This is a genomic window from Rhizobium sp. LC145, assembly GCF_001005825.1.
In the GTDB taxonomy this organism is placed as follows: Bacteria; Pseudomonadota; Alphaproteobacteria; order Rhizobiales; family Rhizobiaceae; genus Neorhizobium.
Genome location: NZ_LBHV01000001.1, coordinates 473,839 through 494,057, shown reverse-complemented (window position 1 = coordinate 494,057; position 20,219 = coordinate 473,839). Strand labels below are relative to the sequence as shown.

Annotated in this window: 20 protein-coding genes; 9 read left to right on the top strand and 11 right to left on the bottom strand. The window is 63.8% G+C overall.

Annotation, left to right across the window (positions count from 1 at the left end; translation table 11 throughout):
* Positions 1-103: 103 nt before the first annotated feature.
* On the bottom strand, positions 104-1,297 hold the full coding sequence (locus tag YH62_RS02525) for an MFS transporter (protein WP_052760330.1): 1,194 nt from the start codon (positions 1,295-1,297) through the stop codon (positions 104-106).
* A gap of 162 nt (positions 1,298-1,459) precedes the next feature.
* Between YH62_RS02525 and YH62_RS02520 the strand changes: the two genes are divergently transcribed.
* Entirely contained in the window at positions 1,460-2,155 is a 696-nt protein-coding gene (locus YH62_RS02520) for an HAD family hydrolase (RefSeq protein ID WP_046792561.1), read from the top strand.
* Between the two features lie 6 nt (positions 2,156-2,161).
* Here YH62_RS02520 and YH62_RS02515 read toward each other — a convergent pair whose 3' ends face one another.
* Positions 2,162-3,520 carry an APC family permease gene (locus tag YH62_RS02515; protein ID WP_046792560.1) on the bottom strand — a complete coding sequence of 453 codons (1,359 nt, stop codon included), beginning with the start codon at positions 3,518-3,520 and terminating at the stop codon, positions 2,162-2,164.
* A gap of 389 nt (positions 3,521-3,909) precedes the next feature.
* Between YH62_RS02515 and YH62_RS02510 the strand changes: the two genes are divergently transcribed.
* On the top strand, positions 3,910-4,530 hold the full coding sequence (locus YH62_RS02510; protein WP_046792559.1) for a methyltransferase domain-containing protein: 621 nt from the start codon (positions 3,910-3,912) through the stop codon (positions 4,528-4,530).
* Positions 4,523-5,149: a TetR family transcriptional regulator gene (locus tag YH62_RS02505; protein WP_046792558.1), complete on the top strand. Its 627-nt coding sequence runs from the start codon at positions 4,523-4,525 to the stop codon at positions 5,147-5,149. Before YH62_RS02510 ends, YH62_RS02505 begins: the two co-directional genes overlap by 8 nt.
* A gap of 12 nt (positions 5,150-5,161) precedes the next feature.
* Here the strand turns inward: YH62_RS02505 and YH62_RS02500 are convergent, their stop codons facing one another.
* The 8 genes from YH62_RS02500 to YH62_RS02465 form a co-directional block, all read right to left on the bottom strand.
* Positions 5,162-5,602 (bottom strand): YqaA family protein, encoded by a 441-nt coding sequence (locus YH62_RS02500; RefSeq protein ID WP_046792557.1) that lies wholly within the window; start codon positions 5,600-5,602, stop codon positions 5,162-5,164.
* Between the two features lie 74 nt (positions 5,603-5,676).
* Positions 5,677-8,217 (bottom strand): protein translocase subunit SecD, encoded by a 2,541-nt coding sequence (secD, locus tag YH62_RS02495; protein ID WP_046792556.1) that lies wholly within the window; start codon positions 8,215-8,217, stop codon positions 5,677-5,679.
* 89 nt (positions 8,218-8,306) lie between these two features.
* A complete protein-coding gene (locus YH62_RS02490; RefSeq protein WP_046792555.1) occupies positions 8,307-8,711 on the bottom strand; it encodes a hypothetical protein in 405 nt (134 codons plus the stop codon).
* Positions 8,712-8,850: 139 nt separating this feature from the next.
* Positions 8,851-9,336 carry a cupin domain-containing protein gene (locus YH62_RS02485; protein ID WP_046792554.1) on the bottom strand — a complete coding sequence of 162 codons (486 nt, stop codon included), beginning with the start codon at positions 9,334-9,336 and terminating at the stop codon, positions 8,851-8,853.
* Between the two features lie 71 nt (positions 9,337-9,407).
* Positions 9,408-11,663 (bottom strand): xanthine dehydrogenase family protein molybdopterin-binding subunit, encoded by a 2,256-nt coding sequence (locus YH62_RS02480; RefSeq protein ID WP_046792553.1) that lies wholly within the window; start codon positions 11,661-11,663, stop codon positions 9,408-9,410.
* The gene (locus tag YH62_RS02475; RefSeq protein WP_046792552.1) at positions 11,663-12,163 is read right to left on the bottom strand and encodes a (2Fe-2S)-binding protein; all 501 of its coding nucleotides are present in this window, start codon (positions 12,161-12,163) and stop codon (positions 11,663-11,665) included. Before YH62_RS02475 ends, YH62_RS02480 begins: the two co-directional genes overlap by 1 nt.
* Positions 12,163-13,551 carry a cytochrome c gene (locus YH62_RS02470; RefSeq protein ID WP_046792551.1) on the bottom strand — a complete coding sequence of 463 codons (1,389 nt, stop codon included), beginning with the start codon at positions 13,549-13,551 and terminating at the stop codon, positions 12,163-12,165. Before YH62_RS02470 ends, YH62_RS02475 begins: the two co-directional genes overlap by 1 nt.
* Before the next feature lie 134 nt (positions 13,552-13,685).
* Positions 13,686-14,321, bottom strand: a complete 636-nt coding sequence (locus YH62_RS02465) for a TerC family protein (protein WP_046793006.1) — start codon at positions 14,319-14,321, stop codon at positions 13,686-13,688.
* Between the two features lie 304 nt (positions 14,322-14,625).
* Between YH62_RS02465 and YH62_RS02460 the strand changes: the two genes are divergently transcribed.
* The 6 genes from YH62_RS02460 (at position 14,626) to YH62_RS02435 (ending at position 19,902) form a co-directional block, all read left to right on the top strand.
* Entirely contained in the window at positions 14,626-14,988 is a 363-nt protein-coding gene (locus YH62_RS02460) for a response regulator (RefSeq protein ID WP_046792550.1), read from the top strand.
* A gap of 150 nt (positions 14,989-15,138) precedes the next feature.
* Positions 15,139-16,533 (top strand): FAD/NAD(P)-binding protein, encoded by a 1,395-nt coding sequence (locus YH62_RS02455; RefSeq protein ID WP_046792549.1) that lies wholly within the window; start codon positions 15,139-15,141, stop codon positions 16,531-16,533.
* Between the two features lie 126 nt (positions 16,534-16,659).
* On the top strand, positions 16,660-17,220 hold the full coding sequence (gene msuE, locus YH62_RS02450; RefSeq protein WP_046792548.1) for an FMN reductase: 561 nt from the start codon (positions 16,660-16,662) through the stop codon (positions 17,218-17,220).
* 491 nt (positions 17,221-17,711) lie between these two features.
* Positions 17,712-18,689, top strand: coding sequence for an N-acetyl-gamma-glutamyl-phosphate reductase (argC, locus tag YH62_RS02445; RefSeq protein WP_046792547.1), 978 nt, complete (start codon positions 17,712-17,714; stop codon positions 18,687-18,689).
* Positions 18,690-18,836: 147 nt separating this feature from the next.
* Positions 18,837-19,328, top strand: coding sequence for a heme-degrading domain-containing protein (locus tag YH62_RS02440; RefSeq protein ID WP_046792546.1), 492 nt, complete (start codon positions 18,837-18,839; stop codon positions 19,326-19,328).
* A gap of 16 nt (positions 19,329-19,344) precedes the next feature.
* On the top strand, positions 19,345-19,902 hold the full coding sequence (locus tag YH62_RS02435) for a DUF924 family protein (protein WP_046792545.1): 558 nt from the start codon (positions 19,345-19,347) through the stop codon (positions 19,900-19,902).
* A 3-nt stretch (positions 19,903-19,905) separates the two neighbouring features.
* Here the strand turns inward: YH62_RS02435 and YH62_RS02430 are convergent, their stop codons facing one another.
* On the bottom strand, positions 19,906-20,157 hold the full coding sequence (locus YH62_RS02430) for a GlsB/YeaQ/YmgE family stress response membrane protein (protein WP_046792544.1): 252 nt from the start codon (positions 20,155-20,157) through the stop codon (positions 19,906-19,908).
* Positions 20,158-20,219: the final 62 nt, after the last annotated feature.

Genomic DNA, 20,219 nt, shown 5'->3' with positions numbered 1-20,219 from the left:
CGTCGGCGGCCAGGTGGCGCCGGCGGTGTGAGGGGGCGTATAAAGTGGAACGATCGGCTTGTCCAGCGTCATTGCGAAAATTTCGTGAAATTTTCGGGACGCTTCATTCCGCGCCCGCCACCCTTGTCCGCCGCGCCTCCAGAGTGCGGAAGGCGAGGGCGAGCGCAAAGCCTATAACCGCCGTGAAGGCGACGAAGAAGGGGGCCGCGGACCATCCATGGGCGGCCACGATCGAGCCAACCAGAAGCGGCCCGGCGCATTGCCCGATATTGGAACCCTGCATCACGAAGCCGCTCATGGTCCCCACGAGATCCGGGCGCGGTGAGTAGACCGGAAGCGCCCCCATCAATGTCGCGGGCAGGAGCCCGCCCGAGACGGCATAGACGACGGCGGCTCCATATCGCAGGCTTAAAGGTAAGCCGCCGCTGAAGACGGCGAAGGCCATCAGCGTGAGGATGACGCAAGGGCCGGCGATAAGCAGCCAGCGGGCGATGCCCAGCCTGGCGAGAAAGCCGCCGAGCACATTGCCGCCCGCATTGGCGAGAACGGCAAGCGCCGTCATTACCGAGGCAAGCGTCAGCGCCAGTCCCATGTCCTCGATCAGCATGGTCGGCAGAAAGCCGAAGACGGACATGAAGCTCGAGCTGTAGGTCGCGAAGATGCCGGCCAGCAGCCAGGAGGCCGGTTGGCCCGCGGTGAGGCGCAAACCCGTCACCAGCGAAGCGGACGAGGCCGTGGGCGCGGCGCGCGTTGACGAGCCGGTCGCAGCGAGCGCCGCCAGCGGCACGAGACAGGCAAGCGTGGCGGCAACCCATGAGCCGCGCCAGCCGAAGGCGGGAAGAGTGAACGGCGAGGCAAGCATCATCACGGCGACGCCCATGGGCAGCCAGACACCCCATATGGCGAAGGCGACGGCCCGATCGGAAGGTGCCGTAACCGAGGCGATCAGGCCGGGTGCGGCCACCACCGTCATGATGAGCCCGACGCTTTCGACCGCGCGGCTTGCGAAGACCACCGCTTCGGAAGAGGTGAGGGCGCCGGCAAGACTTCCGGCCGCCAGAAAAAGGAGGCCGAGAATCATAGAACGACGATGGTTGAGCTGATCTGTGAGGCGGCCGATGAATAGCCCGCAGACGGCGCCGATGGCGCTCACCAGGCCCATCAGCCAGCCGGCGGCGGCCAGGTCCATGCCGAGCTCCGCGCGCAGCAAGGGGAGCGCCGGCGGCACCTTGCCGATATGCAAGGCCGCCGCGATCCCGGCAAGAACGGCGATCGCGACCTGTCCCCATCGCGTCATGACGATGTGCCCTCCCAAGCTTTGCTCCTCAGCCGAGGCATATCACCCGAAGGCGAGTCGCGGCATAAATTCGTGGGGCCGGCCCATAAATTCTCCGGCGGTTTTCTGGCGGTCATGCGGACGACTTATTTGCCTGTTTTCACCGGCGAAGCTATTTGATTGATGTCGCTTTCGACTCGCAATCCGGGAAATTCATCCGTGTCCATTTCAGAAAAAGACTACGCCGCCTTCCTGTTCGACATGGACGGCACGATCCTCAATTCGCTTGCCGCAGCCGAACGTGTCTGGGGCCGATGGGCGGCGGCGAACGGCCTGGACGTGGAAAAATTCCTGCCGACCATGCACGGCAAGCGCGGCATCGATACCATTACGGCGCTCGATCTGCCGGGGATCGACCCGCAGGCGGAAGCCGACCTCATCCTTCGCGGGGAGATCGAGGACGTCGAGGGCGTGGTACCGATCCCCGGCGCCGTCGAGTTCCTGGCCGCTTTGCCGCCGGAAAAATGGGCGATCGTCACCTCCTCGCCGATCGAGCTTGCCAAGCGGCGGCTTGCGGCGGCCGGCATTCCCGAGCCGCGCTTCATGGTGACGGCCGAGGATGTCGCGGTGGGTAAGCCCAATCCGCAATGCTATATCCTGGGCGCCGAGCGCCTGGGGATCGATCCGGCGCAAGCGCTGGTCTTCGAGGATGTGCTGGCGGGCGTAGAGGCCGGCGAAGCCGCCGGCGCCGATGTCATGGTCATCACCGCGACGCACGCCCATCCGATCGAAACCGCTCACCCGAAGCTCATGGATTATCGGGCGGTGGTGCCGCACATTTCGGAAAATGGCCGCCTCTCCGTGAGGCCGAAGCGCTGAAACGCTCTAGGTGGCCTGACGCGCGCTTCGCATGATGCCGACGGTCGCGAGCCACAGCACCACGCCGAGCGCGAGCAGGCAGGCGGCGATCAGGTATTGAACCGGATCGCGCCCCGTCCATGGACCGGCCAGGAACGCACAGGAGATGGCGCCCAGCACCGGCAGGATGGTCGGCGTGCGGAAGTGTTGATGTTCGACCTTGTCCTTGCGCAGCACGAGCACCGCGATGTTCACCACCGTGAAGACGCAGAGCAGCAGCAGCGCCGTCGTGCCGCCGAGCGCGGGAACGCTGCCGGCAAAGGTGATCAGCGCAAAGGCGAGCGCGGTGGTGAAGAGGATCGCCACGAAGGGCGTGCGGCGGGTCGCATGGACCTTGCCGAGGGATGCGGGCAATACCGCTTCGCGGCTCATGCCATAGATCAGCCGGCTCGCCATCATCATGTTGATGAGCGCCGAGTTTGCCACGGCGAACATGGTGATGATGCCGAAAATGCCGAGCGGGAAGGCGGGCGCGCCGGCCTGGACGACTTTCAGGAGCGGCGTGTCGCCTTCACCCAGTTCCGCGGCGGGAACGAGCGCAATGGCGGAGATCGAAACCAGCACGTAGATCAGGCCGGTGATGACAAGGCCGGAAAGCAGGACCTTCGGGAACATGCGGCTCGGTTCCTTGCATTCCTCCGCCATGTTGACGGAATCCTCGAAGCCCACCATCGCGAAGAAGGCGAGCGTCGTCGCCCCGATCACAGACCAGAAGACGCCGCGGTCGCCGGCGGGCTGGAAATCCCAGGCCCGCGAAATATCGCCCTGGCCAGCCGAGATGGCCCACAGGCCAATGGCGATAATGATCAGAAGGCCGGTAAGCTCCACGACCGTCAGCAGCACGTTGGTCATGACGCTTTCGGTCACGCCCCGGAAATTGATGACCCCTACCAGCGCTATGAAGCAGAGCGCGACGAGGGTGACCCCGTAGGCGCCGAAATCGAAACCGAAGGCAGAGGAGAAGTTTGCCGCAAAGGCGCGGGATGCGGTGGAGGCCGATGTGATACCGGACGACATTACCGCGAAGGCGACCAGAAACGTCAGAAAATGGATGCCGAATGCCTTGTGGGTGTAGAGGGCGGCTCCGGCCGCGCGGGGATATTTCGTCACCAGTTCGAGGTAGCTGAAGGCGGTGAGCAGAGCCACGACGAAAGCGACCACGAAAGGCAGCCAGACCACGCCGCCCACCTGCGCCGCCACCTGGCCGGTCAGCGCGTAGATGCCCGTGCCGAGGATATCTCCGACGATGAACAGGAGGAGCAGGCCCGGCCCCATGACCCGCTTCAGTTCGGTTCTTTCTTCTCCCACTTTCGCCGTATGTTTCATGCCATCCTCCTGAAATACGGTGCGTGCAGGGCGTCAGATGAGAACTAGCGCGGCCGGACGGGAAGAAAAGTACGAGCGTTTCAAAGTCCTTGGCAGGCCGGGGCGAGCCGGTCCGGTGAGCTGCACGACCCGTCATCACGCCTCGAATACGCGGCCGTTCGCCCGCGAAACGGCTGAAATATGTGCTCGCATGGCAGACCCCTCCTTTCCCGTTTTTCAAATCGTCCCGCGAAAAACATTGCATCTAATGCAATATTGCAGTAGGTATAGCTATGCCGGTTGGAAGAAATCGCGACGGTGGGCCGAATTCCTGCCTTGGAATCGCCACGTCCCCGGAGCGATGTTCGCCCGCCAATTGGATTCGTATTTCAAAAGCCGGGGACATAGCGATGACGGCCGATATCGCACTATCTGATTTCCTGCATTTCTTTCGGTCCTGGATCAGCCATCCGCTGCGGGTGGCGGCGGTGACGCCGTCGGGCAATCCGCTTGCCCGCCTGATGACCCAGGAGATCGCTCCGATCGACGGACCGATCATCGAGCTCGGTCCGGGAACCGGTGTCTTCACGCGCGCGCTTCTTTCGCGCGGCGTCGCCGAATCCGATTTGACGCTGGTGGAATTCGGCCCGGAATTCATCGATGGCCTGCGCTCGCGGTTTCCCCAGGCGCATGTCCTGCAGATGGATGCGGCCCGGCTCGGCAGGGCCGGTATCTTCGAGGGGCAGCCGGTCGGCGCGGTGGTGAGCGGTCTGCCGCTCCTGTCCATGTCGCCACGCAAGGTCACCGCTATTCTCGCCAGTTCCTTCGCCTATATGCGTCCGGGCGGCTCCTTCTACCAGTTCACCTACGGGCCGCGTTGCCCCGTGCCGCGGCCGATCCTCGATCGCTTGGGGCTCAAGGCCACCCATATCGGCGGCACGATGCGCAATCTTCCGCCCGCCGCGGTCTACCGGATCTCCCGACGCAAGCCGCTCGAACTCTCGCGGGAACGCTTCAAACCGGATGACTGAGAAAAAACCGAGAGAAGCGGCGGAGGGCCGGCGCGAACGCAAGCGCCGCCAGACGCGGGAGCGTATCCAGCAGGCGGCGATGACGCTCTTTCTTGAAAGAGGGTTCGAGGAAACGACGGTCGAGGATATCGCGGAAGCCGCCGATGTCTCCAAGCGCAGCTTCTTCGATTACTTTCCCTCGAAGGAAGACGTGGTCTTCGCCTGGCAGGATACTTTCGCGCAGCATCTCATGAACGCGATCGCCAAGCGCCCTCCGGAAGAGCCCGCGGTGAGCGTGGTCAGGCATGCCTTGCTCGACACCGTAGTCGCGGCCGCCGACCAGCGCGCGCTTGCGATCGGCGATCTCATCAACAGGACGCCGGCGCTCAAGGCGCGCGACCAGCTCAAATACGCCAAGCTGGAGCAGAAGCTTGCCGAGGCGCTGGAGGCCCGCGCCCGTTCGAAGGAGGAGCGGGACCGCATGCGCCTGCTGGCCGCGGTCGTCATCGGCATGCTGCGCATCGGTGCGGAGCGCTGGAAGGATGAGCCGAAGGGCGCTTCCTTCGAGGCGTTTTCCCATACGCTTTTCAACGATCTCTGGAAGATGCTTGCCGATCTCGGAGGGGAAGCCCGAGGCTGACTACCAGTTGGGCTAAGCCATGACGCCCGCCGTCGCGAAGGCGAGCGCCAGATAGCGCGCCAGCTTGCCGATGAAAACGAGCAGGAGAAAGCTCCAGAGCGGCTCCTTCAGCACGCCGGCGACCACCGTGATCGCATCGCCGCCGACCGGCAGCCAGGCAAGGAGCAGCGACCATTTTCCATATTTGCGGTACCAGCGCTCGGCGCGCTCGAGCTGTGCCGGCGTTGCGGGAAACCAGCGGCTGCCGCGGAAACGCTCGATGCCGCGCCCGAGCAGCCAGTTGACCGCCGAGCCGAGTGTGTTGCCGACGGAGGCGACGGCGATGAGTCCCGGCACGGAATACTTGCCCGTCAGCATGAGGCCGACGAGGATCGCTTCCGACTGCATCGGAAAGATCGTGGCGGCGATGAAGGCCGCGGCAAACAAGCCCGCATAGGCGGCGAGATCGATCATCGACTCTAACGGCTCTCAAGGAAAAGGGCGGATGAAGCATCCGCCCTTCGGAAGTATCGGTGAGGAAGCTGAACTCACGCCTGGCTCGGACGCTCGCCTTCTTCGATCGCCGGCTGGCCCGCGCTCTCCGCTGCCGCCTTGGCGCGGCGCGTGCGCCAGTCGCCGAGGAAGAGCAGGATCGGAGCGGCGATGAAGACCGACGAGGAAGCCGCGACCACGATGCCGAAGACCATGGGGATGGCGAAGCTCTCGACCGCGCTTCCGCCCCAGATCGCCATGGGCAGCATGGCGAGGAAGGCCGTGACGGACGTGTAGAGGCTTCGTGCCAGCGTTTCGTTGATCGAGCGGTCGATCAGCTCGCGCAGCGGCATCTTCTTGTAGAGCCGCATGTTTTCGCGCATGCGGTCGTAGACGACGACCTTGTCGTTGACCGAGTAGCCGACCAACGTGAGCAGGGCCGCGATGGCCGTGAGGTTGAAGTCGAGGCCGGTCAGCGCGAAGAAGCCGATCGTCTTCGTCACGTCGAGAACGAGCGTTGCGATCGCGCCGACGGCGAAGGGCCATTCGAACCGCGCCCAGATGTAGATGAGCATGGCGAGCGACGCGAGCACGACGGAGAGAATGCCCGCGGTGGCAAGCTCGCCGCTGACCTTCGGGCCGACCACTTCCGTCCGTTCGACCTTGGCTGTCGGATCGATCTTCACGACCTCCGTCTTCAGGTGCTCGACGGCTGCCGTCTGTGCTTCCTCGCCGCCGGGCTGGCGTTCGACGCGCACCAGAAGGCGGTTATGGCCGCCGAATTCCTGCAGCGCCACTTCGCCGAGACCGAGTTCGTTCAGGCCGGAGCGGAAGGCCGCGAGATCGGCTTCGTTCTGGGTGACGACTTCCATCTGGATGCCGCCGCGGAAATCGACGCCGTAATTGAGGCCGGGCGTGATGAAGAGGATGATGGAGGCGACCGAAAGGAACAGCGAGACGCCGAGGCCGATGAAGCGGCCCTTCATGAAGTTGATCTGGGTGCCGTCCGGGATCAGGTTGATCGGCAGAAGCGGCTTGATGTCGATCTTCTTCAGTTTGTAGCGGCCGGCGACGAAGACCATCACGACCCGGACGATCGAAACGGCAGTGAACATCGAGATCGCGATGCCGAGGCCCATGGTCACGGCGAAGCCGCGCACCGGCCCGGAACCGAACCAGAAGAGCAGGACGGTGGCGATGAGCGCCGTCACGTTACTGTCGACGATCGTCGAATAGGCGCGCTTGAAGCCCGCGTCGATCGCCGCGAACGTACTGCGGCCCTTCCTGGTCTCCTCCTTGATGCGCTCGTTGATGAGGACGTTGGCGTCGACGGCCAGGCCGATGCCGAGCACGATACCGGCAATGCCGGGGAGCGTGAGCGTCGCACCGATCAGCGTCAGGCCGGCAAAGGTCAGGATGACGTTGATGAACAGGGCGACGTTGGCGAGAATGCCCCAGGTTCCGTACAGGAAGAACATGAAGCCGACCACCAGCAGGAAGCCGATGAAGCCGGTGAAGATGCCCATTTCGATGGCGTCCGAGCCGAGGTCGGCGCCGACGGTGCGTTCCTCGATGACGGTCAGCTTGGCTGGCAGCGCGCCGGCGCGCAGCAGCGCGGAGAGCGTGTTGGCTTCCTCGACGTTGAAGCCGCCGGAGATCTGGCCAGAGCCGCCGGTGATCGGCGTGCGGATGACCGGTGCGCTCAGCACCTTGTTGTCGAGCACGATCGCAAACGGCCGGCCGACATTCTGCTGGGTGATCTGGGCGAAGCGGTTGGCGCCGGCGGTATCGAATCGGAAGTTGACGACCGGTTCGTTGGTCTGCGGGTCGAAGGCGGCGCGGGCGTCCGTCAGGCGGTCGCCGGAAAGCTCGACGCGATCGAGAACGGGATACTGGTTACCGCCTTCGTCAGAAAGCATGGTCACGCCCGGTTCGCCCTGATTGCCGAGCAGATGGAAGCTCATCTTCGCCGTGGAGCCGAGAAGCTGGCGTAGGCGGGAGGGGTCCTGTTCGCCCGGAAGCTGGACGAGCACGCGGTCGGAGCCGACGCGCTGGATGGTCGGTTCGGCAACGCCTACCTGGTCGACGCGCTGGCGGATGATCTCGAGGCTCTGCTCGACCGCCGCGCTGCCATGGGCGGTGATGCCTGCTTCTGTATAGCCGAGCGTGATGGTGTTGCTGTTCGGCGTGCGGATGTCGAGGTCCGACTGGCCCATGCCCGCGCCGAAGCCGATCGGATTGCCGAGGGTCTGGAGCTGGGTGACGGCCGCGCCGCGCTGCGCGGGATCGCGTAGCGCGATGGTGATGGTGTCGCCGTTGCGGCGGACGCTGGCCGGATCGATGCCGTTATCCCTGAGGACGCGGCGGCTGTCCTGCAGCAGGTTCTGGAGCCGTTCGTTGACGAGGTCGGTGCGGTCGACTTCGAGCACGAGGTGCGAGCCACCGCGCAGGTCGAGGCCGAGCGAGACGCGGCTGTGCGGCAGCCAGCTCGGAATACGCTCGAGCACGGAATTAGGGAGTGCGTTCGGCAGCGCGATCAATACGCCGATCAGGATGATGAAGGCATAGGTCGCCACCAACCAGGGGGAATTTCTCATGGGTCTGTTCCTGCTGGGCCCTGCGGCACGACCTGGCGGCGGCAAGGGCAAAATTCTCGAATAATTTCAAACGCCGAAGCGTTCAAGCGTCAGGCGCGGGCAGGGGGTGCTCTGGGCTGGAAGGCGCGGCCTACGGCCGGCAATGCCGCAGCGGCGGGAAGAGGCAGGGCAAGCGCGGAGCTGCCCGAACGGAATGCCGTCTCGACGGCGCGTGCCTCGAGTGCTCCGTCATGCCCGGTCCAATGGGCCCCGCCGTCCTTCCGGTCGGCGGAAAGCACGGCGCGCAATGGCTCGCGCTTGGTAAGATGCGGGATCTCGGAATTGCCCTCGGCGGCGAGCACGCCGCCTGGAACGCGGACTTCCTTCACGACGCCGGAGATCAGGCCGAAGAAGGCGGCGATCAGCATCGCGGCGGCGAGCACCGGCCATCGCAGCGGGAGGCTTTCCCGCGTCTCTTCGACTTTCGTCCGCGATCTGAGCGGAACTCGCATCATCCGCTTCCTAAACTCCGGAGCGTTTCATTTTCCGGTTCTCGCCCGGAACGAATGCCGCCTTCTACTGGACGGGGTCCCGGCGGTCAATTGCGATAGAGCTTTAGCAACCGATTGCGGCTGCCTCTTGGCGTCGCCCCATCTATCGGTGGATAGGGTCTTTCCACAGCACCTCTTCGGGCTTTTCCACCGGCTCGATGTCGAGATTGACGACCACCGGCTCCTGGCCGGAGCGCATCAGCACGCATTCAAGTGTCTCGTCGCGGCTGGCATTGATCTCCTGGTGCGGCACATAGGGCGGCACGTAGATGAAATCGCCGGGACCGGCTTCCGCCACATATTCCAGATTGTCGCCCCAGCGCATGCGCGCCTTGCCCTTCACCACGTAGATGATGCTTTCGAGGTCGCCGTGATGATGGGCGCCGGTCTTGGCGTTGGCGTGGATCGTGACCGTCCCCGCCCATATCTTTTCGGCTCCGGCTCTCGCATGATTGATCGCGGTCGCGCGGTTCATGCCGGGCGTCTGCGCGGTGTTCGGATCGAGCGAATCGCCGGGAATGACCTTCACGCCATGTTCGCGCCAGTCGATCTCGCCGGGCTTATGGTCGTGGTGGTCGTGATCGCTCATCGTCATGCTTCCGGTTCATCGTTTCGCTGCGGTGGCATGTTCGACGCGCGGATGGCAAAAGTCAAAGCCTCTCACGTGGCGATCGCCGCTCTCACCCTGTCTCTCGTCAGGGGCAGGTCGTAGAGCCGCTTGCCGGTGGCGTTGCGGACCGCGTTGGCGACGGCTCCCGCCGTCGGCCCCTGGGCGGCTTCCGCCGTCCCGAGGAAGGGCTGTCCGGGCCGCCCGACGATATGGACGTCAACCTTGTCGGGAATGCTCGCGAACCGCAGGATCGGATAACTCGACCAGTCGGTGCTGGTGATGCGCGTGCGGTCGAAACTCACCGCCTCGTAGAGCGTCCAGCTTATCGTCTGCAGAATGCCGCCTTCCGTCTGGTTGCGGATGCCGTCGGGGTTGACCACCTCGCCGCTGTCGATCGCCGAGACGGCGCGCACGATCCGCACGCGCCCGGTTTCCGGCTCCACCTCCGCTTCCACCGCAACCGCCATATAGGCGGCAAGGTTCTTGTAGCGGGCAAAGCCGAAACCGCGGCCGCGATTGCGCGGCATCGGCATGTTCGACCAGCCGAACTGTTCCGCCGCCAGTTGAACCACGTCGCGGGCGCGCGGGTCTTCGAGATGCCTCAGCCGGAACTCAACGGGGTCGGCGTCGGCAAGGATCGCCAGTTCGTCCATCGTGCTTTCGATGGCGAATACATTGGCATAGGCGCCGAGCGCGCGAAGGGCCGAGACACGCAGCGGCATGTCCGGCAGGAAATGCCAGAGCACGCGCTTGTTGGCGATCGTGTAGAGCGGATTGGCATTGCGGTCGCCATTGCCCGAAGGGCTGATCTGCATCTTGGCGGGAGAGGCGGGGAAAGGCGGCGCCTTGTGCCGCGCCCCCCGAAGGGCGGGCGCTCCCCCGGGACGCGTCGAATGCGTGTTGCTCCAGAGGTCGTAGCCCCAGTTGGCGATCCTTCCGGTCTCGTCGAGAGAGGCCTTCACCTTCACCAGCATGGCCGGGCCATAGGGCTCCCAGCTATGTTCCTGCTCACGCATCCATTGCACGCGCACCGGCCGGCCGGGCAGCTTCGTCGCGATCAGTGCGGCATCGGCCGCCGCATCGTCCGCTCCGTTATGGCCGTAGCAGCCGGAGCCTTCCATGTGGATGACACGCACCTTTTCGGGCGGCATGCCGAGCATCTCGGAGATCGCTGCGCGATCGGGAAAGACGCCCTGCGTATGTGACCAGACATCCAGCGTTCCATCCGGCTTCATATGCGCGACGGCGCAGGAAGGTCCGATCGAGCCGTGAATCTGGTAGGGCCGGCTAAACGTCGCCGCAAAGATCCGGCCGGTGAAGCTCGGCATGTTGCCGGCCTCGGCCACTGTTCCGACTTCCCGCTCCAGGTTTTGCAAGGCTGCAGGAAGGTCGTTCTGATCCGGCAGCGTTTCCTTCTCCTCCCAGCGGGAGGCGGCCGAAAGCGCGCGCATTGCGTTGATCGCCTGAAATTCCTTCTCCGCGACGACCGCCAGGAAATTGCCGTCCAGCACTACCGAGACGACGCCCGGCATGGCCTCGATCGAGGTCGTGTCGAGTTCGCTGAGCTGGGCCGCCGCGCTCGGCGGGCGCACCACGCGCGCATGCAGCATTCCTTCGAGCCTAAGATCGTGCACATAGGCGGGTTGACCGGTCACCTTTCCCGGAATGTCGACGCGCTGCATTGGCCTTCCCATGTGGCGGAAGCTGCCGGGGTCCTTCAGCGGCGATTGCGGCTGGGCCTCCACATGCAGCATCTGGCCGGAGACGAGCTCGCCATAGGTGACGCTTCTGCCGTCCGGCGCGGTGATCGTCCGGTTTTCCACTTTCAGGCTTTCGGGCGGAACGCCGAATCGCCGGCCGGCTTCCGCGAGCAGGATGGCGCGCACCTGCGCGGCGGCGTTGCGGATGGCCGTGCCGCTGTTCTGCATGGACTGGCTGCCCGCGGTAAAACCCTCGTTCGGCGTGCGGCCGGTATCGGCGGTCACGAGCTCGATGTCCTTCGGGTCCGTCTCCAGCTCCTCCGCGGCCACCTGCAGGAGAGCGGTGCGGACGCCCTGGCCGAGTTCGGCCTTGCCGGTGAACACCGTCACCGCATTGTCGGCATCGATGCGAATCCAGGAATCGAGGAAACGCTCGTCGTCGAGGCTGCCGGGAAGGGCAGGCGGCTCGGGAGTTGCAGGTTGAGGAGCGGCGGGCTGGGGCGCTGCTTCCCGCGCCAGGGCCCGGCCCATGGAAAAGCTGACGACGAGCGCGCCGGTGCCTGCCATGAGCCCGCGGCGCGTGATGCCTGTTTCAAGCATATCCATCAGCCCGTCCTCCCTTCGCCGGCGGCGGGCAGGCCGGCGGCCTGCATCAGTTCGCCCGCCCGGCGGATCGCCGCCATGATTCGCATATGCGTGCCGCAGCGACAGAGATTGGTGCCGAGCGCCTGGCGGATGTCTTCGTCGCTGGGATTGGCGTTCCTGCGCAGGAGCGCATGGGCGCTCATCATCATGCCGGGAATGCAGTAGCCGCATTGCGCAGCCTGCATCTCTATGAAAGCCTGCTGCAGCGGTCCCGGCTCCTCGATCGTGCCCAGGCCCTCGACGGTGGTGATCTCGCGGCCTTCCATCAGCATGACCGGCGTCATGCAGGAAAGCACCGCTTCGCCGTTCACCACCACCATGCAGGAACCGCATTGGCCGAGCCCGCAGCCGTATTTCGCGCCGTTGAGGGCAAGATCGTCCCGCAGCACATAGAGCAGGGGCGTGGCCGGATCGGCATCGATCCGTTTATCCTCGCCGTTCACTTTCAGCGATATGGCCATCACTCCTCCTTCGCGCCGACATTGTGCGGCGCCCTCTCGATTCCGTCCGATGGCCGGACGGCGACGTGATATTTGCCCGAGCGCGTGTTCGCGACCTGCGCCTCGAGGTCTTGCCATGCCGCTTCATCGGAGAACTGCTCGCGCATATAGGCGAGCAGGTCGGCGATCTGCCGATCGGTCAGCATGGCGGCAAAGCCCGGCATGACCGCGCTCGCCTTGCCGTCGGCCGGCGGCAGGCCGAACAACGTCACGTTGACGACGTTCTGGGGATTGGGCGCGTGAACGGCGGTGCTGAGCGCGAAATTCAAGCCGCCGAAAGGCTGCTGCCGGCCGCTCTCGTGACAGGTGGCGCAGGCGGCTTGATAGATCGCCGCTCCCGGATGGTCGGATGCGGCGGGGGCAGGCGGCGTCTGGCTGTCGGAAGCCTGTATGATGCGGCCGCCGCCGAACTGCGCGCGGAGCTGCTCGGCCTTTTGCAGCCGTTCGGGAGAAGGCTCGCCCATCAGCGAGGCGACATAGATGGATATCGCGGCGATGTCGCTATCGGGCAAAAGGCTGAGATTGCCCGTCACTTCCGCCATGGGCCCGCGCGAGACGCCATGCAGTTCGTGCCAGCCGTTGCGCAGATAGAAGGCGAGGCTTTCCGCGTCCCAGGGAACCGGCGCCTTGGAGTTTTCGTCGATCGCATAGGCCTGCCAGCCCTCCGCTTCGCCGCCTGCGAAATGCCGTTCCACGTCTTCCGCCCCGAGCGAGTTTCGGGGCGTATGACAGGCGCCGCAATGCCCGAGACCTTCGGATAGATAGCGTCCGCGGTTCCATTCCGCGCTTTGGCCGGGATCTGGCTGCAATTGCCCCTTGCGGAAGAAGAGCAGCTTCCAGCCGGCGAGCAGCGGCCGGAATTCCAGGGGGAAGGTCAGGCTGTTGTCCGGCGTTTCCGCCTTCACCGGCTGCCGGGTCATGAGAAAGGCATAGAGCGCCTTGTTGTCCTCCGGAGTGACCCAGGTGAAGTGGTCGTAGGGGAAGGCGGGATAGAGATGATTGCCGTCGCGGTCCACACCTTCGCGCATGGCGCGCTCGAAGGCCGCCTCGCTCCAGTGCCCGATCCCGGTTTCCGGGTCGGGCGTGATATTGGTGGAATGGATGGTGCCGAAAGGCGTCGGAACCGCGAGCCCGCCTGAAAAAGCCGGCTTGCCCGGCACGGTGTGGCAGGCGATGCAATTGCCGACGGCGGCAAGCTGCGCGCCTTTGGCGACCAGTTCCGGGGGATGAGCGGCGCTCGCGGCCTGCTCGTCGACCGGTATTTCGGATCGCCAGGCGACGAACAGAAATGCGACGGCTGCGACCAGCAAAAGGGTCAACAGAAACGAGAATGCCCGGATTATGCGCATGCAGAGGCCTCCACCCGCTGCAGCCGAACGCGTGGAAGGAAATTTTGTTCCCCGATGGCTGGACGGTAGCGGAAAAAGAAAACCCGCCGCGCCATGGGGCGGGCGGGTCTTCTGCGGAAGCGGTCAGCGCCGGATCATGCGAGCCATTGCTGGACGTGCGGCCAGACCTCGACAAAACCGTGATAGATCATGTTGCCGGCGACATAGACGATCACCGCAAGGCCGACATAGGCGATCCAGCGATAGCGGTGGAGGAGCCGTGCAACCAGGTTAGCCGCAAGACCCATCAGGGCAATCGAGAGAACGAGACCGATGATCAGCACCGAGGTGTGCTCGCGGGCAGCACCTGCGACCGCCAGCACGTTGTCCAGCGACATGGAAACGTCGGCGATGACGATCTGGGTCGCCGCCTGGAGAAAGGTCTTGCGCGGGACGTTCGTTTCCTCAGCCTCTTCGGCGGAAAGTGCGTGCGCGGCGCTCTGCTCGGCCGAGCGCAGTTCCGTCCACATCTTCCAGCAGACCCACGCGAGCAGCAGGCCGCCGAGAAGCTGCAGCCCGACGATGCCGAGCAGATAGGCGGTGACTGTCGCAAACGAAATGCGCAGGATCGTGGCCGCGATGATCCCGACGAGGATCGCCTTGTTGCGTTGGTGGGCGGGAAGGCCTGCCGCGGCGAGGCCGATGACGATGGCATTGTCTCCCGCCAGAACGAGGTCGATGGCAATGACCTGAAGGAGCGCCGTTAAACCGGCCGCGGTGAAGATTTCCATGATGAGGCTTTTACTTGGATGGCGATATTTTGAATGGCGGTCGGTCGCGACCGTCTCGTGGTACAAAATATTTCGCCGGGCTTGGCAAGCAAAAAATGAGCGCGTCCGCCCCTCGGTTGGGGTGACATTCAAGCCGGCGCGTTTGCGTCCTTTAAAGCCCATAAAGGGCAGGGGGTGCCAGCGGCCCCATTTTCTCCTATATTATCAGGGACTTTGTGGTGACAAAGGTCGAGGGGCGCTCTGCCGAATAGAAAAGCGACGCCGATACTGCGGCTCCGAAAGGGCCGCGAACCGGAGGCTTGGGATGCTGCCAAGTGCTGTCGTGCTGATCGTCGAGGATGAACCGCTTATCCGCTTCACCGTGCTGGATGCGCTGGAGGAGGTCGGCCACCTCGTGCTGGAGGCCGGCAATGCCGAAGAGGCCCTGGCCCTGTTCCGCAACCGCCCGGATATCGACGTCGTTCTCACCGACGTCAACATGGCGGGCTCCATGGACGGTATCCAGCTTGCACGCCGCGTGCGGGCGCTGCGGCCGAATGTCGGGATCATCATGACCTCTGGGGTGGAGTGGCTCGATCCCATGCTGCTGCCGGTGGATGCGGTCTTCCTGCCCAAGCCCTACGCTCACGAAATGCTTCTTTCCTCCATCCATTCGCTCGTGCGTTAGCCTCGCTCCAAGCCGGCGCGAGAAATCGGCCTTTACTCCTTCCTAATCTCTATTAGATTGGTAGAGATGAGGCCGTGGCCGTGGAAGGAGGAAACTCGATCCTCGGCGCGGGTTCATGGCAGCCCTTTCGCTTGCGCAATAACGAGGAGAGTGTGCTTGATCCATGATGTCGCCGTCGTCGGCTCCGGATTTTCCGCGATCGCCCTGACCATCAACCTCCTGAACCTTCTGCCTCCATCCTCCACCATTGCCGTGGTGGGGGACGATCCGGGCTTCGGCCGTGGAACCGCCTATCGCACCGAATTCTACCTGCATCGGCTGAACGTCCCGGCCGCGCGCATGAGTGTCTTCCCCGATGCGCCGGACGATTTCGTCGAATGGCTCCGTCGGCGCGGCAGGACGGTGACGCCGGACGATTTCGCCACCCGCGGCGATTACGGGCTCTATCTGCGCGATACGCTGGCTTCGCTCCTGCGTCCCCGCCGCGGCCGCGCGCAGATCGAATTCATCAAGGCCAAGGCCACCGAATGCGTTCGTACGGAGAACGGTCGCATCGTCTTCCGCCTGGATAATGGAAACGAACTCGCGGCGCGAAACGTCGTCCTCTGCCTCGGCGTAGGCAATGCCGATCTGCCGCTGAAGCCGGACCGCATCGCCGACGAGGTTCGCTCCCGCATCGTCCAGAACCCATGGCGGCTCGGCTGGTTTTCGAGGGTCCTGCGCGGCGAGGATGTTTGCATTCTCGGCTCTGGCCTGACGATGATCGATCAGGTTCTGGCGCTGCGCAGCCGGGGGCATCGCGGGCGCATCCACGTGCTTTCGCGCCGCGGGCTCGTGCCGCATGCGCACCTGCTGCGCCGCTCCGTGCCCGTTCCGCCGGAGCTGCCCGAGGCAAGCCGAGAGATCAGCGCCATTCTCAAGAACCTGCGCGGCCAGGTGAGGGAAGGGGCAGATTGGCGCGGGGTAATGGATGGATTGAGGCCGCAGACCCAGGCGCTCTGGCAGGAGCTTTCGAAGGAGCAGCGCTCCCGTTTCCTGCGCCATGCGCTCGCCTGGTGGAACATCCATCGCCACCGCATCGCGCCCGAGATCGCCTCGCGTTTCGATGCGCTCACGAGGGACGGCACGGTCGTCGTGCATGCCGGTTTCCTGCAAGCGATGGAGCCTTCCGGCGAGGGCGCCGAAATCCGCTATCGCCAGCGCGGAAGCGACCGCATCGCCTCCTTCCATACGGACTGGATCGTCAACTGTACGGGCATGGAGCGGGCGGGCATCGGTCATTCGCCGCTGCTGCAGGCAATGCGGGCGCGCGACATGATCGCCATGGACGAACTGGGTCTCGGCATCCGTGTCGATGCGCGGTCGCATGTGCTTGCGCCGGACGGGCAGATCCAGCCGGGGCTGTATGCGGCCGGCGCGCTGACGGCGGGGCAGTTCTGGGAAATCACCGCCGTCCCGGATATCCGCCTCCAGGCCCAACGCGTGGCGGAGGCGATCGCGGCGGACGTGGACCTGAACTCCCGGCGCTTCGCAAACGCGCGGTAACCATCCGGGCCTTGCCGCACCTTGAGCATGATTTTCTCTTCCGCGGGTTGCCGCGGGAGGTTCCGTTCCTTTCAATGGCGGTGCGCGCCGCTAGTCTGTTCCCGATAGATCGAGAGGGAATCTTGAATGTCGCCTCGAAAACTGGTCGGACTCGCCGGCAGCTATAACCGCCCTTCGAAGACTTTCGCGCTCATAGACCATGTCGCAGCCCGCGCGGCCGGGCGATATGGCTTCGCGACGTCCGTTTACGATCTTACCGATATCGGCCCCTCGCTCGGGCTGGCGCAGCATCGCTCCGGGCTGGACGCCGATGGCGCGCGGATATTGGAGGAGATCGTCTCCGCCGACGTGCTGGTGATCGGCGCTCCCACCTTCAAGGGCAGCTATCCGGGCCTTTTCAAGCATTTCATCGATCTGATCGATCCCGATCAGCTCCGCGCCAAGCCGGTCATCATCACCGCGACGGGCGGGGGAGACCGTCACGCGCTGATGGTGGAGCACCAGCTTCGGCCACTCTTCGGCTTCTTCATGGCGCACACGCTGCCGACCGCTGTCTACGCATCCGATCGCGATTTTACCGATTACCGGATCACGTCCGGTGAGCTTCTTCAAAGGGTCGGCCAGGCTGTTGCGGAACTTTCGGCCTTCTTCCCGGATGCCGGCAGCGACCTCGTCGCCGCCGAATAGAAACGGGTTGGCGGCGCCCAGCCCATAACTTAGATGTGGAATCCAAGTTAATACCGCTACCAAAAGCTAAGGCATCTCTGACGGTTTATCTTGTTGGAAATATCTTCGTAAAGCATTCGACGCACTCGCCTGTCGCGGAGTATTGGTTTTGAAACATCGTAAAATTCGGTCGCAGAACTCCCCCTTTGGTTGGGAACTTCGCGACAACCTAATGTCGACTTAGGATGGGCAGACGACATTCGGCTTGACTATTAATAGGTGTGGCGTCAGTGATGAAAGTCATGTTCAGGAACCAGAACCTTTGTGACCGTTGCCGACGCCGCTGCACGAAAGCGGTGGCTTTTGGGCTGCGCGTCGATCAGCTTCCGTCTGTGTGGTGACTGCCTCAACATAGGTCGCACGCACCGGAGCGGCTCCGGCCCGCTTTCCTGAACCCCCGCAGCCCTCGGCTTCGGGGTTTTATTTTATCCGCGTTCCAGAAGGACAGCATCATGAACATTCGCGCTGGCATTGTCGGCATTAGTGGCTTTGGCGGTGGCGAGGCGATGCGCCTAATCGCGAGCCACCCATTTTTAGAACTGGTCTATGCTGCGGGCGAGGGCAGTGCTGGCAACCGGTTGGTGGAACGCTTTCCCGGTGTGCCTGCCCGGCTCGCCGACCTGGTGATAGAAAAATGGGACCCCACAGCTCTACCGAAACTCGACGTGCTGTTCGCGTCATTGCCTACGGGCACTTCCGCTGAGGCTCTGGCTCGCGTTCCCGGCAACGTGAAGATCGTGGATATTGGTGGGGACCACCGCTATGCCGAGAACTGGGCCTACGGATTGGCTGACATCTGGCCGGATCGGATCGAGGGCCAAACTCGCATCGCGAATCCCGGTTGCTTTCCCGCGGCGACGTTGGCGGCGCTGGCACCGCTGCTGGTCAATGGGCTCATCGAACCCGGCAATATTGTGATCGACGCCAAGACTGGCATCTCCGGCGCTGGACGGGGCGGTGGCGATAGCAAATTCGGCTATGCCGAGAGCAACGAGAATCTTATTCCCTACGGTCTGCTTAAACACGTCCACATGCCCGAGATCGCCAGCACTATCGAGCGGCTGAGCGGCGGCAGCGCGGAGGGGTTGGTGTTCACGCCTCACCTGATCCCGATGACGCGCGGTATCCTCGTCACCATCTACTGCCGGGGCCAAGCTACCACGGAGCAATGCCTCGACGCGGCCCGGCGCTTCTATGCCGACCGTGCCTTCGTGCGCGTGACCGACAGGCCGCCGCAGACAAAATGGGCGACCGGCTCGAATCTGTCGTTCGTCAGCTATGCCGCTGATCCCCAGCGCAATCTGGTTATCGCGATGGGCGTGGTCGACAATCTCGGCAAGGGGGCGGCTGGTCAAGCCGTGCAGAACGCGAACCTGATTTGTGGCTTGCCGGAAACCGCAGGACTAGACGGCGCACCCTTCTGGCCATGATTTTGTGATTCCGTTTGCCGTCGCTTAATTACTGGTCCTTGCGACAGAATGTATTCCACGTTTCAGTGAAGGGCTGGCAGGCGGCGCAGCTTTACTTTCCCCGTCTTTGCGGCCATCAATGCCGGCTCGACAAAAGGAGAGCAAGGCATGGCTGTCGACGAGGATATCGCCCGCATTTCCGAACAGGAAGAGGCGCTCCGTTTCGAGCGTTTCGATCTCGCTGCGGCCTGGCGGCTCGGATCGCTGCTCAGGGAAATGGCGGAAGAGCGGCGTCTCGGCGTGGCGATCGACGTGCAGCTCCATTCCATGCCGGCCTTCTATGCGGCCATGCCGGGTTCGACGCCGGACAATGCCCAATGGATACGCCGCAAGCGCGCCGTTGCGCTGCGCTTCTTCCGTTCGAGCTATGCAATAGGGCTCATGCTCGCCAAGCAGAATGCCACGATGGAAGGGAAATACGGCCTTGCCTCGGCCGATTACGCCGCCCATGGCGGCAGTTTCCCCATTTTCGTGACCGGCACCGGCTGTATCGGCGCGGTCACGGTATCCGGCCTGCCGCAGCGCGAGGATCACAACATGGTGGTCGAGGCGCTCGCGAAAATCCTGGGCAAGGATATTGCCGGGCTTCGGCTCGATTGAACGGAGGGAGAGACGCGTGTCCGCAGATCTGGTGAAGACGCCCGAAGAGGTGCTTTCCTTCTGGTTCGAGGAGCTGAATCGCGAGCAATGGTTCGCGCCTGGCGACGGGCTCGATGAGATCGTGCGCAGCCGCTTTGTCGCCACGCATCTGGCGCTGGCGCGCGGCGATGCGGAAGCCTGGCGTTCCTCTCCGGACGAGCGCCTTGCCGCCGTCATCGTGCTGGACCAGTTTCCGCGCAACATCTATCGCGGCACGCCGCTCGCATTCGCCACCGACTGGATTGCGCTGCGCGAGGCGAAGCTTGCCGTCGAAGCGGGGGCGGATCTCGGCGTCAGGCCGGAAAAGCGCGGCTTCTTCTATCTGCCTTTCGAGCATTCCGAGGACTTATCGGATCAGGACCGCTCGGTGGAGCTTTTCAAGGCATTGGGCGATGTCGAATATCTCGATTATGCCGAGCGTCACCGCGTGGTGATCAGCCAGTTCGGGCGGTTTCCGCACCGCAATCGATTTCTCGGAAGGGAATCCACGAGCGCCGAGCTCGATTACCTGTCGAAGCCCGGCGCTGGGTTTTGAAAACTATCGGCGGAATGCTCGTCCTATGGCGATCAGGATACAGGCACCGATGAAGCCGGCGATGAGATAGCCGATCCAGCCGCCGAGCACTATTCCGAACAAGCCCAGGATGGCATTGGCGACGATCGCGCCGACGATGCCGAGCAGAATGTTCATGAGCACGCCCATATTGCTCTTCATGAATTGCTCTGCGAGCCAGCCGGCAATGCCGCCGATGATGATGGCCGCGATCCAGCCGATACCTGCGTCTTCCATGTATCTGTTCCTATGTTGAAGGTCCCATGAAGCTCCCCGCGGGGCCTAACGCGCTATGTTTT